Origin of the sequence: Streptomyces sp. T12, from assembly GCF_028736035.1 — a bacterium.
Taxonomy (GTDB): Bacteria; Actinomycetota; Actinomycetes; order Streptomycetales; family Streptomycetaceae; genus Streptomyces.
The window spans coordinates 2,915,295-2,931,788 of the sequence record NZ_CP117866.1 but is presented as its reverse complement, the minus strand read 5'-3'; the positions used below and the strand labels follow the sequence as shown (position 1 = coordinate 2,931,788).

Annotated in this window: 17 protein-coding genes, 1 other RNA gene and 1 pseudogene; 7 read left to right on the top strand and 12 right to left on the bottom strand. The window is 69.2% G+C overall.

Translation table 11 applies throughout. The features are described 5' to 3' along the window. Positions 1 to 32 precede the first annotated feature (32 nt). From PBV52_RS13040 to PBV52_RS13020, 5 genes and pseudogenes are all read left to right on the top strand, one after another. Positions 33 to 350, top strand: a pseudogene (locus tag PBV52_RS13040) (AraC family ligand binding domain-containing protein); the annotation flags it as partial. A 154-nt stretch (positions 351 to 504) separates the two neighbouring features. Next, positions 505 to 908: RNase P RNA component class A (gene rnpB / locus PBV52_RS13035), an RNA gene on the top strand. Positions 909 to 1,089: 181 nt separating this feature from the next. After that, positions 1,090 to 1,644: a hypothetical protein gene (locus PBV52_RS13030; RefSeq protein WP_274238511.1), complete on the top strand. Its 555-nt coding sequence runs from the start codon at positions 1,090 to 1,092 to the stop codon at positions 1,642 to 1,644. A 23-nt stretch (positions 1,645 to 1,667) separates the two neighbouring features. Then, complete coding sequence (locus PBV52_RS13025) at positions 1,668 to 2,120, top strand: hypothetical protein (protein WP_274238510.1); 453 nt, start codon at positions 1,668 to 1,670, stop codon at positions 2,118 to 2,120. A gap of 34 nt (positions 2,121 to 2,154) precedes the next feature. Continuing rightward, on the top strand, positions 2,155 to 2,709 hold the full coding sequence (locus tag PBV52_RS13020) for a hypothetical protein (protein WP_274238509.1): 555 nt from the start codon (positions 2,155 to 2,157) through the stop codon (positions 2,707 to 2,709). A 9-nt stretch (positions 2,710 to 2,718) separates the two neighbouring features. On the opposite strand, the gene PBV52_RS13015 is transcribed toward PBV52_RS13020, so the two are convergent. After that, positions 2,719 to 3,891: an epoxide hydrolase family protein gene (locus PBV52_RS13015; RefSeq protein ID WP_274238508.1), complete on the bottom strand. Its 1,173-nt coding sequence runs from the start codon at positions 3,889 to 3,891 to the stop codon at positions 2,719 to 2,721. Between the two features lie 103 nt (positions 3,892 to 3,994). Here PBV52_RS13015 and PBV52_RS13010 point away from each other — a divergent pair, with 103 nt between their 5' ends. Together PBV52_RS13010 and PBV52_RS13005 are read left to right on the top strand one after the other, a co-directional pair. Then, positions 3,995 to 4,570, top strand: coding sequence for a CGNR zinc finger domain-containing protein (locus PBV52_RS13010; RefSeq protein WP_274238507.1), 576 nt, complete (start codon positions 3,995 to 3,997; stop codon positions 4,568 to 4,570). A 129-nt stretch (positions 4,571 to 4,699) separates the two neighbouring features. Beyond that, complete coding sequence (locus tag PBV52_RS13005) at positions 4,700 to 5,377, top strand: DUF429 domain-containing protein (protein ID WP_274238506.1); 678 nt, start codon at positions 4,700 to 4,702, stop codon at positions 5,375 to 5,377. 58 nt (positions 5,378 to 5,435) lie between these two features. Here PBV52_RS13005 and PBV52_RS13000 read toward each other — a convergent pair whose 3' ends face one another. Genes PBV52_RS13000 through PBV52_RS12950 form a run of 11 tightly spaced genes read right to left on the bottom strand, consistent with a single transcriptional unit; the run spans position 5,436 to position 16,430 of the window. Continuing rightward, a complete protein-coding gene (locus PBV52_RS13000; protein WP_274238505.1) occupies positions 5,436 to 6,179 on the bottom strand; it encodes a hypothetical protein in 744 nt (247 codons plus the stop codon). 24 nt (positions 6,180 to 6,203) lie between these two features. Continuing rightward, positions 6,204 to 6,668, bottom strand: a complete 465-nt coding sequence (locus tag PBV52_RS12995; RefSeq protein WP_274238504.1) for a hypothetical protein — start codon at positions 6,666 to 6,668, stop codon at positions 6,204 to 6,206. 20 nt (positions 6,669 to 6,688) lie between these two features. Continuing rightward, the gene (locus PBV52_RS12990) at positions 6,689 to 7,966 is read right to left on the bottom strand and encodes an MCE family protein (protein ID WP_274238503.1); all 1,278 of its coding nucleotides are present in this window, start codon (positions 7,964 to 7,966) and stop codon (positions 6,689 to 6,691) included. Further along, on the bottom strand, positions 7,963 to 9,255 hold the full coding sequence (locus tag PBV52_RS12985; protein WP_274238502.1) for an MCE family protein: 1,293 nt from the start codon (positions 9,253 to 9,255) through the stop codon (positions 7,963 to 7,965). Before PBV52_RS12985 ends, PBV52_RS12990 begins: the two co-directional genes overlap by 4 nt. Continuing rightward, complete coding sequence (locus tag PBV52_RS12980; protein WP_274249368.1) at positions 9,252 to 10,370, bottom strand: MCE family protein; 1,119 nt, start codon at positions 10,368 to 10,370, stop codon at positions 9,252 to 9,254. Before PBV52_RS12980 ends, PBV52_RS12985 begins: the two co-directional genes overlap by 4 nt. Positions 10,371 to 10,396: 26 nt before the next feature. Then, a complete protein-coding gene (locus PBV52_RS12975) occupies positions 10,397 to 11,569 on the bottom strand; it encodes an MCE family protein (protein ID WP_274238501.1) in 1,173 nt (390 codons plus the stop codon). Continuing rightward, a complete protein-coding gene (locus tag PBV52_RS12970) occupies positions 11,566 to 12,618 on the bottom strand; it encodes an MCE family protein (RefSeq protein WP_274238500.1) in 1,053 nt (350 codons plus the stop codon). The genes PBV52_RS12975 and PBV52_RS12970 overlap by 4 nt, the downstream gene beginning before the upstream one ends. Then, positions 12,615 to 13,877 carry an MCE family protein gene (locus PBV52_RS12965; protein WP_274238499.1) on the bottom strand — a complete coding sequence of 421 codons (1,263 nt, stop codon included), beginning with the start codon at positions 13,875 to 13,877 and terminating at the stop codon, positions 12,615 to 12,617. The genes PBV52_RS12970 and PBV52_RS12965 overlap by 4 nt, the downstream gene beginning before the upstream one ends. 8 nt (positions 13,878 to 13,885) lie before the next feature. Further along, entirely contained in the window at positions 13,886 to 14,701 is an 816-nt protein-coding gene (locus PBV52_RS12960; RefSeq protein ID WP_274238498.1) for an ABC transporter permease, read from the bottom strand. A gap of 11 nt (positions 14,702 to 14,712) precedes the next feature. Then, positions 14,713 to 15,483 (bottom strand): ABC transporter permease, encoded by a 771-nt coding sequence (locus PBV52_RS12955; protein WP_274238497.1) that lies wholly within the window; start codon positions 15,481 to 15,483, stop codon positions 14,713 to 14,715. Further along, the gene (locus PBV52_RS12950; RefSeq protein ID WP_274238496.1) at positions 15,480 to 16,430 is read right to left on the bottom strand and encodes an ABC transporter ATP-binding protein; all 951 of its coding nucleotides are present in this window, start codon (positions 16,428 to 16,430) and stop codon (positions 15,480 to 15,482) included. Before PBV52_RS12950 ends, PBV52_RS12955 begins: the two co-directional genes overlap by 4 nt. Positions 16,431 to 16,494 lie beyond the last annotated feature (64 nt).

Below are 16,494 nucleotides of genomic sequence, written 5' to 3'. Positions count from 1 at the left end.
TGCACTGCCAGAGGGACCGACGGGGGCGCGAAATGGGTGAGCAGGCGCTGTGGACCAGGGCGAGGCTCGGCCGAGGAGGTCCCCCGCTCGATCTACTGACCGCCCGCTTCGACCGGCACGTCTACGCCCCGCACGCCCATGACGAGTTCACGATTGGCGTGTGCGTCGGCGGCAGCGAGGTCATCAACTACCGAGGCGGCCGTATCCGCCCAGGCCCGGGCTCCATCGTCGTACTGACACCGGGAGAGATGCACACGGGCAGGCCGGCCGAGACCGCGGCGTTGCTGACCCGTCCCGCTGCGGTGCCGTCGGCCGAGGTCCTGACGGCCCTGGCCGCCCTGGGCGTGACGTACGTCAATCCGGCGGTCGCGGTGGCGGCGGGGGCGCTGTTCCTGGACGAGCCTCTGGCCGCGGGGGTTCTGGCGGCGTTCGTCCTGATCCTCGCCGGCTCGGTACTGGCGACGGCCGCACCCCGCAGCCCGGTAACATGGTCGACACGGCAGACGAGCCGGGCGGGCGGCCGCGTGGAGTCCCTCAGGGGGCTTCCCGAGGAACGTCCGGGCTCCACAGGGCAGGGTGGTGGCTAACGGCCACCCGGGGTGACCCGCGGGACAGTGCCACAGAAAGCAAACCGCCCAGCGCTCAGGCGCTGGGTAAGGGTGAAACGGTGGTGTAAGAGACCACCAGTGCCCAGGGTGACCTGGGCAGCTAGGTAAACCCCACCCGGAGCAAGGTCAAAAGGAGCGCTGTAACAGGCACTCTGCGCGGACGTTCGAGGGCTGCCCGCCCGAGTCCGCGGGTAGACCGCAGGAGGCTGGCGGCAACGCCGGTCGTAGATGGATGGCCGTCGCCGGGGGGTTCGCGAGGACCCCCCGGAACAGAACCCGGCGTATAGCCCGACTCGTCTGCCGCTACCTGCGGCTTTGCCTTGGAACCAGCTCATCTCGGGCGAAGGCGGTTACGAGATCTAAGGCTGTCGGCGCGAGCTTGCGCACCCGCTGCCTCGGGGGCGGCGTTGGCGTGCGTGTAAGGCGGGCGTCAGACGGGCGCGCGGGACCCCTCCCGGGCACCCGTGTGTAGAACGGCCCCATGACCACATCGGAAACATCGGCCCGTCGCCGTACGGGCAGGCTGTCTGCGGTGCGCGGCGCGGCGGGGACCGTCTGCGTCCTGATGGCCCTCGCCGCCGCGCTGACCGGCTGCGGCTCCGACTCGGGCGATGACGCGGGCGATGACGCGGCGGCCTCCGCGCCGGCCGCGCCCTCGCGATCGGTCGAACCGTCGCCCGCCTCGCCCACGCCCACGAAGCCCTCTTCGTCGCCGTCGCCGACCGCGGTCAAGCCGATGAAGCCGTCGACGCCGGCCGAGCTGCGGGCCTGTGCAGACGGAAGCTGCACGGTCGTCGTGACGAAGGGCACCGAGATCCCGCGCGCCGCCGGCCTGCGGGCGGGACCGTTCACGGTGAGCGCCGTCGGTGCCCAGGGCGTGGACCTGACCTCGGTCGACGCGAGCGGATTCACCTCCAACCTACTCGGGCAGCGACCCGACCAGGGCGGGCCCTCCACCGTCAACGAGCTGTCGATCCGCGTTCTCGCCATCGTGGGGGACACCGCGAGGCTGCGGCTCTTCCCGGCGGAGCACTAGTTCTCGCACACCTTCGAGGAGGGATGGCCATGGGGCAGGTACGCGAGGGAGCACGGCTAGGGGCTTGGGTCGTCAGCGGGGTCATCGGCCTGGCGGTGTTGTACGTGATCGGAGTGTTCGCCTTCGGCGGCGCGGGGTGGATCACCGCCCCGTTCCGCGGTGAGGCGGACCAGCGCGAGAACACCGTCGGCTCGGGCGAGTTCCGGCAGACCACGTACGAGGAGTTCTTCGATCTGTGTGAGGCCGTGCAGAACGCCGAAGGGACGATCCAGGCGCTCCGGGAGGAGCGGAAGTCCGCTTCGCAGACTCGAACGACGCAGATCGACCAGTCGATCACCGCGCTGAAGGCCACACGGATCGAGTCGGTCAACGCCTACAACTCGAAGGCCGCCCAGGAGCACCGCGCGCCCTTCCGCGACCAGGATCTGCCGTACCGGCTGGATGCCACCGTCGAGCGCACGACGTGCACCAACTGATCCCCATCTCAGCCCGGGAAGAGGGCAGCACCGCATGAAGAAGTTCGCACGCATGGCCCTGGCCACCGTCGTCGCGTTCGTTGTGGGCCTTGCCCTGACGTCCTGCACCGACTCCAGCCAGGACAAGGAGAACAAGGCCAAGCAGGAGAACTACGACCACCTCGTGGCCCAGCAGCCGGCGGGCCGCATGGAGTACTCGCCGACCCGCGAAGCGATCAACCAGTGGATCAAGACGTGGGGGAAGCGGGGCAAAGTCTCGTACGTCTACATCCAGAACGCCAAGGGCGAGTACGGGTACTTCATCATGAAGGGCCTGCCGGTGCCGCGCTGCAAGATGCTCACTCCGACGGAGAAGGCGGAGTCCTCCTCCCACGGCGTCGCGGTCCTCGCGCAGCCCGGCATGGACGGCACGTACTCGTCGGGTTCCACCTGCAACGCCTACTACGGTTTCGACGCCACGACGGGCGCGTACATGGAGTTCACGGTCGGCACGAACCAGTCGTTCTTCCTGTTCGACAAGCCCATGACGATGCCGGAGTACGCCAGCGCCAAGCAGTTGGGGCCGACGTCGGTGAAGGACATCGAGTAGCAGCCGCGTTCACCGATCAGCGGCCAGCACTGCCGCGAGGCCCTCTTGCAGATCTTTGACGAAATGCTCGGGAACCTCCAGCGACGGGAAATGTCCCCCGTTTTCGGGCGACCTCCATTGGACGATCTGTCGGTACCGCTCCTGTGCCCAGGGGCGCGGACACTTCTCGACGTCGCGGGGATACATGGTGATTGCTGACGGGACGTCGACCCGAAGTTCGGGATCGAGCGAGTTGTGGCTTTCGTAGTAAATGCGGGCCGACGATGCGCCGGTCCGCGTCAGCCAGTACAGGGTGACGTTGTCAAGAACGCGGTCTCTGGAAATCGTCTCGAACGGGCTGTCTTCGGTGTCCGACCACTCGGCGAACTTGTCGAGGATCCAGGCAAGAAGCCCGACCGGTGAGTCGACGAGCGAGTAGCCGATGGTCTGCGGTCGGGTCGCCTGCTGCTTCGCGTACGCCGCGCGGTGGCGCCAGAAATCGCGGGTCTCCTCGGTCCATTTGCGCTCGACCGCCGTCAGCCCGTCCGTTGTCAATCCGGGCGGTCCCTCCGCGAACAATGTGTGGATGCCGAGAACGTGCGCCGGGAACCTGCCGCCGAGAACCGTGGTGATATTTCCTCCCCAGTCGCCGCCGTGGGCCGCGAACTTGCTGTAGCCGAGCCTTCCCATCAGTTCCACCCATGCGGCCGCGATCTTTTCGGTTCCCCACCCGGTGGTGGCCGGCCTGTCGCTGTAACCAAAGCCTGGAAGCGACGGCACCACGACGTGGAACGCCGGCGCGTCCGCATCTTTCGGATCTGCCAGCTCGTCCACTACATCGATGAACCGGGCAATGCTGTCCGGCCAGCCGTGCGTCAGGATCAGAGGAGTGGCATCTGCGCGCGCGGACCGGCGGTGCAGGAAGTGGATTCCCAGATTATCAATGGTCGTGCGGAACTGGCCGATCCGGTCAAGGCGCTCTTCGAACGACCGCCAGTCGTACCCGGTGCGCCAGTAGTTCACGACTTCGACGAGGTCGGCGAGCGGAACGCCCTGTTCCCATCGGCGAGGGCCGGGCGGGGCGCGATGGGCCGTCTCGGCCTCCGGCAGTCGCGCCGCGGCCAGTCGCGCGCGCAGATCGTCGAGGTCAGCGTCAGTTGCGTGGGCTTCAAATGCTTGCACGTCGCTGGTTGGACGGGGCATGAGACCTCCTGGCCGTCGTGGAACCGGCTATGACCTATCGAGAACCGTCTAAGGCGGTTCTAGCAGTTCTCCGAGCCGTACTGCAACCGGCTAAGGTGGTTCCATGCGTGCTGCGTTCCCTGACTTCCGCCTCGGCAACGTGCTGGCGACCAGCTTCACGGGGACTCTGTCGGAGCGTCACGGCGACGCCGTGGAGCGCATTCCCACGCCGCACCGACTCATCGACTGGCTGGCAGCGAACGGCCTCGCCGTGGACTCCTGCACCACTGCCCAGCTCGACCTCGCTCGGGAACTGAGGGAGTCGATTCACGCCGCCGCGACAGCGGCCGCGATCCAGGACGCTCTCCCCGCGTCTGCTGTCCAAGTCATCAATGACTGCAGCGCTCGGGGTCGGGCCGCGGCGATCCTGACGCCCGAGGGCAAGCGGCGATGGCAGCTCAGCTCGGCTTCCCGCGTGGAAGATGCCCTCAGCGTGATCGCCGCCGACGCGATCAGCATCATCGCCGGCGAACGAGACGGAAAACTGGCCTTGTGCGCGTCACCAACCTGCCAAGCCGCCTTCTTCGACACCAGCCAGAGCCGCACCCGCAAATGGTGTGACATGAACACGTGCGGGAATCGTCAGAAGAAAGCGCGCTTCAATGCCAACCGGCGCAAAAACCCCAGATCGGCGGAGTGATCACCACTGAGAGCCATCCGTCCATGCAGCCGGTACGCCGTGTCGAGTGCCTGCGCCTCTGCCCCGCCGCTCTCCTGCCTCTGCCTACTATGAGTTTCCGCTCCGATCTTGCGCGAGAGGCGAGGCGGCATGGACGTCCTGGGGATCGATGCCTGTGGCAAGCAGGGGTGGGTGGGGATCAGGCTGAGGGACGGCGTGTACTCGGGCAGCCTGGTCGATGTCCGGCTCGATGCGTTGATCGAGCGTGCCCCCGGGGTGGAGACCATCGCGGTGGACATGCCGCTCGGCCTCGTCGAGAAGGGCTGGCGGGCCGCGGATCTTGAGGCGAGGGCGCTGCTGCGAGCGCGGCGCAGCAGTGTTTTCCTCGTGGCTCCGCGGCCGGCGTGGGCGGAGCCGGACTACGTGGCGGCCGGCGATCGATGCCATGCGCTCACCGGTCGTAGGCTGAGCCGGCAGGCGTGGGCGCTGGCTCCGAAGCTTCTGGAGGCTCGGGCGTGTTGGCTTGCCGACGAGCGGATCCATGAGGTTCACCCCGAGGTGTCCTTCCGTGCCCTGGCCGGTGGCGTGCCGCTGGCCTACGCCAAGAAGAGCTGGCGCGGCCAGAACGCGCGCCGCGGCCTGCTGGCCGCAGCCGGGCTCACGCTGCCGGACGAGCTCGGCGAGGCGGATCGCGTTCCCGTGGACGATGTTCTCGACGCCGCTGCCGCGGCCTGGTCGGCACACCGGATCGCGCTGGGCATCGCGGCCCGGATTCCCGAGGTCTCTGAGGTGGACGCGGCAGGCCGCGTCATCGAGATCCTGTACTGACGATCCGTCATGCGCCAGGCCGCGCTTCCCAGCCCTGGGCCCTCTGGTGAAGAGGACCTCAGAGCGCGTCCACCCCGCTCACCTTCCACCCGTCCGCCGTGCGCGTCATCGTCATCCGCACCCGGTTCAGATCCACCCGGGAGCCCGAGACCTGCGTGCTCTCGGTGACCTGGTTGACGAAGAGCAGCACCACGACCTTGTCCGGAGAGGCCGAGACGACGGAGGCTGCCGGGGTTCCGGCGGTCGCGGGGGCGGCGACCGTCGCCTTCACTACGCCCTGGTACTTCTTGGCCGTCGGGCCGACCACCGTCTTTGTGGTCTTCTCGTACTCGTCGCTGAAGTCGCCGGTCAGGTGGGCGCGGGCCGCCGCGAAGTCCTTGTCCAGGTGGCGGTAGTCGTACGACAGGACGACCGGCGCCGCCTTGCGCGCGGCCGTCAGCGCTTGGGCCCGGGCGCTCTCCGTCTGGCGTCCGTCCCAGTACTGCCATCCCAGTGCCGCGACCGCCACCAGGCCTGCCACCAGTAGGACGCCGAGCACCGCGGTGAGCAGCCGGCGCCGACGACGGGACCGGCCCCTGTCCTGTGGTGGCACGTCCTCGTCGAACGACTCCAGCGACGGCTCGGGCGGGTCCTCCCAGCCGTCCTTCGGGGCCTCGATGAGTACGGTGCGGCCGGCGACGGTGGACTCCTGAGCCGGTTCGTGGTGGCCGCGCTCCGCTCGCTTGGCCGCTGCGCGGGCGGCCGCCGTCATGGTGCGCCGGGTGCCGGGGCCGGGGGCGCGGCCGGTGGTCGTCTTCGGCATGGTCGTACTCCTCGTTGGTGCTTGTCAGCCGACGAACTCGACGTCCGACGTCAGCCAGTGGCCGTCCCGGTGGACCAGGTCCAGTTGCAGGCGATACGTGCGCGCCTCGCCCTGGGGGACGGCCGTGTTGGTCACCTTGCTGTCGGCGACCACCAGGACGCGGGCCGAGTTCTCGTCGGAGCGGACGATGCCCGCGTCGAGGACCTGGCCTTCGGATACGGACTTGTTCGTCGCCACGAGCTGCGTCAGCTGCTCCGTCTGTGCCGCGAACTGCTTCTTGAAGTCGCCGGTCGCGCCTGCCAGGACGTTCGCGCTGTCGCGGTCGTAGTGGCGGTAGTCGAGGGAGGTGAAGTTCAGTGCTGACTGGCGGGCCGCGGACAGGATGTCCTGGCGGCGGTGCTCCGCCTCGCGCTGGGCGTAGAGGCCGAGGGTCAGCCAGATCGTGAGTGCGGTGGTGAGGGTCGTCGCTATGACGAGTCCTGCCGTCATCGCCCTGGATTGCTTCAGTCTCAGGCCATGGGGCCAACGAGCAGCCATTGCCACGACTCCTTTCCGAACACGGCCCGTTGGCCGCCCGTCGAGCCGATCTCGACGTTCCTTCCGTCCGGGCCGGTGGTGGTGCCGGTCTCCGGGTCGTACGGGGTGACGTACGCCGTCTGGTTCGCGCCGCCGTACGCCGCCGATGCGCCGGGGGCGTTCTGCGCCCCCCGCACCGACGACTCGCTGCCCCGCGGGAGCGTGCAGCGGGCGTTCGTGTTCGCCTCGCGGGTGCTCGTGTCTGCCGGGTCGCGGCGCGCCGTGCCGTAGCCCTGGGTGCAGGCCGGGGGGTCGTCGGCGTTCACGACCAGGCCGAAGTGGGTGGTGCCGTCGCCGGGTATGACCGTGTAGCTGCCCGCCACCATCAGCGGGAACGTGACCAGGGCCTGTTCCACGCCCGGCAGGCGGGCCAGCGTCACCTGGCCGCCGCTGATCAGGTTGGCCAGCAGGACCGACAGCTCCGGGTCGACCGACCTCAGCAGCGAGTTCACCTCCTGGGCCGCCGGCCTGGCGTTGCCGATCAGCTTGCGCAGGTCACCGTCGCTCGCCTTCAACTGGGCCGTGAGGGCCGCCAGATCGTGTGCGAACGACTTGATCGACGAGCCCTGGTCCGCCTGGGTCTTCAGCACCTTCCGTGAGTCCTCGATCAGGGAGATCGTCTCGGGCAGTGCCTCCGACGCCGACTCGACCAGGTCGTTTCCCGAGTCCACCAGGCGGCTCAGGTTCGGGCCGGTTCCGGAGAATGCCTGGCCCAGTTCGTCGATCGTCACCCGGAGGTCCTTCTTGCCGACCGAGTTGACCAGGCGGTCCAGGCTGAGGACCAGGTCGGTCGTCGGCAGCGGTACCCGGGTGTTCCGGCGCGGGATGTCGCTGCCGTCCAGCAAGTACGGGCCGTGGGACGTGCGCGGCTGCAGGTCGACGTATTGCTCGCCCACCGCCGAGCGGTTCGCCACCACCGCCAGCGTGTCCGCGGGGATGCGAGGCGCCCCGTCCTCGATGTCGAGGGCGATCGAGACCCCGTCCTTGCCCGTCAGGTGCAGCGCGCCGACCTTGCCCACCGGCACCCCGCGATACGTCACCTCGGCGCCGGGGAAGACGCCCCCGGAGTCGGGGAAGTCCGCGCGGACGGTGTAGCCGCGGTCCAGGACTTCGTCCACCAGGCCGGTGTACTCCGCGCCTACGTACGACACACCTACGGCGGTGATGGTGGCGAAGGCCAGCAGTTGGACCTTGACCGTACGGGTGATCACGGCTGGACCCCCTTCAGCATCAGCTCGGCGAGTTCGAGGTTGATCCCCTCGGGCCAGTCGCCCCCCGCGACCCACGCGGCGGTGCACACCGGCGGGCACAGCAGGTCTCCGCCGCCCCCGGACGGGGCCGAAGGAGACGGCGCGGTCGGACCGTTCGGCAACGCCGTGGGCGTGGGCACACCCGGCAGCTCCGGGAGATCCGGTACGTCCGGCAGGTCAGGGGTCTCGGGCAGCTCGGGGCCCTGGGGCTCCCCGTCGCCGCCCTGGCCGTCACCCGGCTCGTCCGTCAAGTTGCCGTAGATTCCCGCCAGGTCGAGGTCCGCGGTGATGTGGAGGTTGACGTAGTCCCCCTTGATCGCGTCCACCACGTTGCGCGGGAACGGGTAAGTCGTCAGCAGTTCCAGGGAGTTGGGCAGGTCGTCACCCGCCTTGTTGAGCTGGTGCAGGATCGGGCGCAGCTGCTTCAGGTTGGCGACCGTGTCGTCGTGCGAGGCGTTGACCACCTTGGTGCCCGTCCTGCCCAGCTTCGACAGCGCGGTGAGCATCCTCGTGAGGTCGCGCCGCTGGTCGGCCAGGACCTTCAACGCCGGCGGCATCTCGTCGACCGCCTCGGCGATGGTCTCCTTCTCCTTGCCGAGCCGCTTGGCCAGCCGGTCCACGGCCTTCAGTGCCCGGACGATGTCCTCCTTCTGCCTGTCCAGGCCCCCCAGGAACGTGTCGAGCTCCTTCAACAGCGACTTGACCCGGTTCTCCCGCCCCTCCAGCGCCTTGTTCAGCTCCACGGTGATCGTCTTCAGCTGGGCCACCCCGCCGCCGTTGAGCAGGGCCGACAGTGCGGACAGCACCTCCTCGATCTCCGGGTTGCGGCCGCTGCGGGACAGGGGGATCACGTCGCCGTCGCCGAGGCGGCCGGCCGGTGCGGTGCCCGGCGGCTTGGACAGCGCCACGTACTTCTCGCCGAGCATGCTGGTCTGGCGCAGTTCCGCGATCGCGTTGGCGGGCAGCTTCACCGAGTCCGCGACGCGCAGGCGCACGCGTGCGTGCCAGCCCTTCAGCTCCACCTTCTCGACCGCCCCGACCGTGACGTTGTTGACCTTCACGGCCGACTGCGGCACCAGGTCCAGTACGTCACGGAACTCGACGGTGACGTGGTACGCGTTCCCGTCCGAGGCCGCGCCGCCGGGCAGCTGGACGTCGTACCAGCCGTTGAACTCGCAGCCGGTCAGCAGCAGCGAGCCGACTGCCGCCCAGGCCATCGCCCCAGCCCCGCCCTTACGCAGCCCGCTCATGCGCTCGCCCCCAGGATTCCGCCGAGGGTGCGATCGACCGTGCCCGTGACCGCCGCGCCGCCCTGGGGCGCTTCCGGCACCTTCGGCAGCGAGTCGAACAGGTCCCTCAGCTCCGCGCAGTCGGGGTTCTTGCCGCCCTCGTCGCCGGTCGTCTTCAGAACCGAGCACAGCAGTGACGCCGGGTCCTGCGCCTGGTCGGCGTTGTTGCGGGTGTCGAGCGTGCCGGCGGAAGGGTTGTAGGCGTTGTTCAGGTTCGACATGCCGGTCGGGGCGACCTCCAACAGCTCCTCCAGCGCCGCGCGTTGGGTGACGAGCACCTTGGTCACCTTGCTGAGACCCGCCACGTTCGAGGTCAGCGCCTTCTTGTTGTTCTTCACGAAGGCCGACACGTCGCCCAGCGCCGTTCCGAGGTTCTTCAGTGCTGCCGCCAAGTCCTGTCGCTCTCCGGCCAGTTGATCCGCGACCTTCGCGAGGCTGCTGTTGAACGACCGCACGCTCTTGTCGTCGGCCGCCAGCGCCGCCGTGAAGACCTGGAGGTTGCGGATCGTGCCGAACAGGTCCGTGCGGCCGTCGGACAGGGTGGTGACCGCCGCCGAGAGGTCCTCCACCGTCCGGTGCAGGTTCTCGCCCTGGCCGTCCAGGTTGTCCGCGCTCACTCCGAGCAGCCGGGACAGGGCGCCGTCCTTGTTGGCGCCCCCGGGGCCGAGCGCCTCGGCCGTGGTGTGCAGGCTGTCGAAGACACGGTCCAGTTCCACCGGTACGGCCGTACGCGACTCGGGGATCTCGTCCCCGGTCCGCAGCACCGGTCCGCCGCCCCGGTACACCGGTAGCAGCTGTACGTAACGGTCGCTGACCACCGAGGAGTTGATGATGGCCGCCTGCGCGTCCGCGGGGACCTTGCGGCCGGCCTCGTACTCCAGCTCCACCCGCACCCGGCCGCCCTCCGGCGTGATCTCCTTGACCTCGCCGATCCGGACGCCGAGGACGCGGACGTCCGAGCCGGGGTAGATGCCGACGGTGCGCGGGAAGTACGCCGTGACGCGGACCGGCTCGGGGCGCGGCCACAGGACGTAGGCGAGCGCGGCGACGAGGGACAGTGCGGTGAGCAGGGCCAGCCGCCTTCTCACCCTGACGGGGATGGTCACTGTGCCGTCCCTCCCGTCCGTGGCACCACCGGAGCCGCGACCAGGTTCTGGACGTAGGAGTCGAACCAGCGGCCGTTGCCGAGGGTGTTGGTGAAGAGCCGCACATAGGGAGCGAGGAGCTTGATGCTCCTGTCCAGGTCGGCCTGGTTCCGTTCGAGCATCTGCACCACGCTGTTCAGGCCCTTGAGCGCGGGCCCGATCTCCTTGTCGTTGTCCTGGACCAGGCCGGAGAGCTGGATGCCGAGGGCGGCGGAGCTCTTCAGCAGTCTGTGGATCGCCTCGCGCCGCTTGCTGATCTCCCTGAACAGCTTGTCGCCGTCCTTGACCAGGGCGGTGAAGTCCGACGACCGGTCGGCCAGTACGTCCGTGACGCCGTTCGCGTGGTCGAGCAGTCCGCGCAGCGCCTTGTCGCGGGAGGCCACCGTCCGGGAGATCTGCGACAGGCCCTTGATGGACGCCCGTACCTCCTCCGGTGAGTCCTCGAAGGTGGTGGAGAGGGTGTCCAGGGCCTTAGCGACGCGGTCGGTGTCGACCTCCTCCGTCGTGGTGGTGAGGTCGCTGAAGGCCCGTACGACGTCGTACGCCGGGACGGTGCGCCTGAGCGGGATCTCGCTGCCGGGCGCCAACTGGCCCCCGCCCTTGGGGTGCAGTGCGAGGTACTTCGCGCCGAGGATCGTCTTGACCCGGATCGACGCGCCGGTCTCGGTGCCGAAGCCCGGCTCGCCCTTGATCTTGAAGGTGACCTTGACGTGGTCGCCGTCCAGGTCGACCTCCTCCACCTTGCCGACCTTGACCCCGGCGATCCGCACCTCGTCGCCCGGCTTGAGTCCGCCCGCCTCCGCGAAGGCCGCGCTGTACGTCTCGCCGTCGCCGATCAGCGGGAGGCGGTCCGCGTTGAACGCGGCCACGGTCAGCAGGGCGAGGACGGTGAGGCCGACCGTGCCGATGACGACGGGGTTGCGCTCGCGGAAGGGGATGAGGCGCGGGCGACGGATCCGTATTCTCGGCAGCCTGGGCGGCTCGACGCGCACCTTGAACAGCGGCTGCGGGCTGCGCGGGCGGGGCTTTTGGCGCGGCAGGAGCCGTACCTTCGGCAGCCGTATGCGCGGCAGCCGCGGCGGCTCCACCCGCACCTTGAACAGCGGCTCGGGACCTTGTTTACGGCTCATGCCCCGCACCTCGCCCTCGCCACGTGCATGTCGGGCGTGAGCACCTGCTGCGACGTCGACTCCGTCTTCGGCAGCACGATCCGGCCGTCGAAATCGCAGAGGTAGAAGTTGAACCACGAGCCGTAGGACGCCGTCCCGGTCAGCTCGCCCAGCTTGTTCGGCAGCCGCTTCAGCACGCCCTCCACGGTTTTCTCGTTGTCGTTCAGCGTGCCGGTGAGCTCGGTCAGCTCGGCGATGTCGTCCTTGAGCGGCGGGCGCGCGTCCTTCAGCAGGCCCGAGGTGGCCTCCGTCAGGTCGCCGATGTTCACCAGCGACTGCCCGATGGGCTTGCGGTCGGCGGACAGCCCCGAGATGACCCGGCGCAGCTGCTTGAGCAGGCCGGAGAAGCGGGTGCCGCGCTTGTCCAGCGTCTCCAGCACGGTGTTGAGGTTGTCGATCACCGAGCCGATCAGCTTGTCGCGGCCGGCCAGCGTCGAGGTGAGCGATGCCGTGTGCACGAGCAGGCTGTTGACCGTCCCGCCCTCGCCCTGGAGGGTCTTGATGATCTCGGTGGCGAGTTGGTTGACGTCCTTCGGGCTGAGCGCGGCGAAGAGCGGCTTGAAGCCGTTCAGCAGGGCGTTGAGGTCCAACGCCGGTTGGGTGCGAGACAGCGGGATCGTCGCGCCGGGCCGCAGCAGCCGGGTGCCGTCGCCCGTGCCCTCGGTCAGCGCGACGTACCGCTGCCCGACCAGGTTGCGGTACCGGATGACCGCGCCGGTGCTGGTGAGCAGCGGCCGGTCCTGGCCGACCGTGAAGGTGACCTCGGCCAGCGTCCGGTCCTTGATCCGGATGCCCTCGACCTCGCCGACCCGCACCCCGGCCACGCGGATGTCGTCGCCCTCCTCCAGGCCGGTCACGTCGCTGAAGACCGCCCGGTAGCGATGCTCCGGTGTGAAGGAGACGTTCACGATGGTGGCGGCGAGCAGGGCCGTCGCCAGGACGGTCACCAGCGCGAAGACGCTGAACTTGATGAGGGGAGCAGCGGTCTGCCGTGCGCCTGTGGTTCTCATACGACGGTCACCGCCGTCCCGCGTGCGAGCGGTCCGAACAGCAGCGTCGCCACCGGCGGCACCTCGTCGGCGGGCACGCCCAGGACCGGGGCCACCAGCGAGCCGATCGCCCGCTGCTCGGCCGGGGTCGCGGAGACACCGAGCGGGTTGCCCGCGGACGAACCCCCGGACGGACCACCGGACTTCGAACCGTCGTCGAGGTGAGCCCCGGGCGCCGGCACCGGCGGACTCGGCAGATCCCGGCAGTCGGGCCCCGACCGCTCGCCGTAACGCGGCTCCTCGCCCGGTTCGTACGCCCCCTGCGGCCGTACGACCTCCAGCGTGATGTGCATCTTGCCGCCCCGGAACGCCTCCTCCGAGGCCTTCTCCTGCCGGACCAGGCCGGCCAGCAGGCACGGGTACTCGGGGGAGTAGCGGGCGAACAGCTCCAGCGTCGGGCGGGAGACCCGGCCGAGGGTGATCAGCCGGTCGCCGTTCGCGTCGAGGAAGTCCTCGGCCGTCCCGGCGACGGTGGCCGTGGTCTTAAGGGCCGCCGCCAGCCGGTCCTTCTGGTCGACGATCGTGCGGCTCGTGGTGATGGTGTTGCGCAGGATCTTCATCAGGTCGGGGGCCGCGTCGCCGTACACCTCGGCGACCTCGGCGAAGCGGGCGATGTCCTCGGTGAGGGACGGCAGATGGGGGTTGAGGCGGCGCAGGTAGGCCTCCAGGCGCGTGAGGTTGTCGCCGATCCGGTCGCCGCGGCCGTCGAGGGCGGTGGCGAAGGCGGAGAGGGTGGCGTTGAGCTTGCCGGGCTGGACGGTTCGCAGCAGGGGCAGCAGGTCGTTCATCAGCTGCTGCACCTCGATGCCGACCCGGGTGCGGTCCTGGGTGATGACATCGCCGGCGCGGATCGGGCGGGCGGACGAGGACCCGGCGCCGGGGGGTGGCACGAGGTCGACGTACTTCTCGCCGAACAGCGTCTTGGGCAGCAGGCGCGCGTGCACGTCGGAGGGGATGTACGCGACGTGCTCGGGCTTCAGCGCGATGTCCAGCGTCGCCTTCGTCCCGTCCGCCCGCACCTCGCGCACCTCGCCGACCAGCATCCCGCGCAGCTTGACGTCGGCCCGCGGATCGAGCTGGTTGCCGAGGCTGTCGGCCTCCAGCGTGATCCGCACGACCGGCGTGAAGGCCTGCCGGTAGACGGCGACCGACAGGGACAGCAGCAGGGCGAGTACGGCGATGAAGACGATGCCGTACAACCGCAGTCTCAGTGCCTTCATCCGGCGGCTCACCCCGCGATCCGTACGGTCGTGCTGGCGCCCCAGATCGCGAGCGACAGGAAGAAGTCGAGGACGTTGATCGCCACGATCGAGGTCCGCACCGCACGGCCCACCGCCACGCCGACGCCCGCCGGGCCGCCGCTCGCGTAGTAGCCGTAGAAGCAGTGGACGAGGATGATCAGGACGGCGAAGACGAGCACCTTGCCGAAGGACCACAGCACGTCCACCGGTGGCAGGTACTGCTGGAAGTAGTGGTCGTAGGTGCCGGCCGACTGGCCGTAGTAGCCGGTGGTGATGGTGCGGGCGGCCAGGTACGAGGACAGCAGGCCGATCACGTAGAGCGGGATCACCGCGACGAACCCGGCGATCATCCTCGTCGTCACCAGGAACGGGAGCGAGGGCACGCCCATGACCTCGAGCGCGTCGGTCTCCTCGCTGATCCGCATCGCGCCCAGCTGGGCCGTGAAACCGGCGCCGACGGTCGCGGAGAGCGCGAGTCCCGCCACCAGCGGGGCGATCTCGCGGGTGTTGAAGTACGCCGAGAGGAACGCCACGAAGTTGGAGGTGCCGAGCTGGTTGAGGGCCGCGTAGCCCTGGAGGCCGACCTCGGTGCCGGTGAAGAAGGACAGGAAGGCGATCACGCCGACCGTGCCGCCCACGACGGCGAGGGCTCCGCGCCCGAAGCTCACCTCGGCGAGCAGCCGCAGGATCTCCTTCTTGTAGCGGCGCAGGGTACGGCCGGTCCACGCCAACGAGCGGCCGTAGAAGGAGAGTTGGATGCCCAGCGCTTCCAGGGAGCGCAGCGGGCGATCGAGAAGTCTCATCGGTTAAGCCCTCAACCCCTCTGCGGGACGACTTGGAAGTACACCGCGGTCATCACGAAGTTGGTCACGAACAGCAACATGAAGGTGATCACCACCGACTGGTTCACCGCGTCGCCCACACCCTTCGGGCCGCCCTTCGCGGTCAGCCCCTTGTACGAGGCGACGATCGCGGCGATCGCGCCGAAGACGAGTGCCTTGACCTCGGCCGCCCACAGGTCGGAGAGCTGGGCGAGGGTGGTGAAGGAGGCGAGGTAGGCGCCGGGGGTGCCGTTCTGCAGGACGACGTTGAAGAAGTAGCCGCCCGCCACGCCGACCACCGACACCAGGCCGTTGAGCAGCACGGCCACCACCATCGACGCCAGCACGCGCGGCACGACCAGGCGGTGGATCGGGTCGATGCCGAGCACCTGCATCGCGTCGATCTCGTCCCGGATCTTCCGCGCCCCGAGGTCCGCGCAGATCGCCGTGCCGCCGGCGCCCGCGATGAGCAGCGCGGTGACGATCGGCGAGGCCTCGCGCAGAACGGCGAGCACGGAGGCCGCGCCGGAGAAGGACTGGGCGCCGAGCTGCCGGGTCAGGCTGCCGATCTGCAGCGCGATGACCGCGCCGAAGGGGATGGAGACCAGGGCCGTCGGCAGAATGGTGACACTCGCGACGAACCACGCCTGCTGGATGAACTCCCTTGCCTGGAAGGGCCGTCGGGGAATCGTCCGGACGACGTCCAGCGCCATCGCGAACAGGCTGCCCGAGTGCCGCAGGGCTCCGGTGGGCGACAGTCTCATGCGTCCGCCACCACCTTGCGGTGCCTGAGCTCCGCCTCCCGCCGGGCGATCGCCTCCCAGCGGGGTGGCCGCGCAATACCTGGACCTGGCAGCAGGCGGGGAGTCAGAGCCTGGCTGCCGGGAGACCGGGTGCCCCTGCCGTCGTCGCCCAGGGCGGCCAGCTCCTGCTCGACCTGGGCGGCGTCCTTCTCCTCCGCCATGCCGATCGGGCCCTGCATGCGGCCGTTCAGGAACTGCCGTACGACGGGCTCGTCGCTGGTCAGCAGCTCCTCGCGCGGCCCGAACATGACCAGCTCGCGGCGGAACAGCAGCCCGATGTTGTCCGGCACCTGGCGGGCCGAGGCGATGTCGTGCGTGACGATCAGGAAGGTCGCGTCGATCTGGGCGTTGAGATCGACTATCAGCTGGTTGAGGTAGGCCACGCGGACCGGGTCGAGGCCCGAGTCGGGCTCGTCGAAGAGGATGATCTCGGGGTCGAGGACGAGGGCCCGGGCCAGTCCGGCCCGCTTGCGCATCCCGCCGGAGATCTCGCCGGGCAGCTTTCCCTCTGCGCCGATCAGCCCGACCATGTCCATCTTCTCCAGCACGATGCGCCGGATCTCGCTCTCGGACTTACGGGTGTGCTCGCGCAGCGGGAAGGCGATGTTGTCGTACAGGTTCATCGAGCCGAACAGCGCGCCGTCCTGGAACAGCACGCCGAAGAGCTTGCGCACCTCGTACAGGTCGTGCTCGCGCAGCCGTGTGATGTCCCGGCCCTGGATCGTGATCGAGCCGCGCTCCGGCTTCAGCAGTCCGACGAGCGTCTTGAGGAACACCGACTTGCCCGTGCCCGAGGGGCCGAGCATGACCGAGACCTCCCCGGCGGGCAGCGTCAGTGAGACGTCCTGCCAGATGACCTGGTGACCGAAGGACTTGGTCAGCCCTTCCACACAGATCTCGACACCCATCCGGTCCACCCTTCAGCCCGTGGAGCAGCTCCAGCAGCTCTGACATCTGCTCTACGGGGAGGGG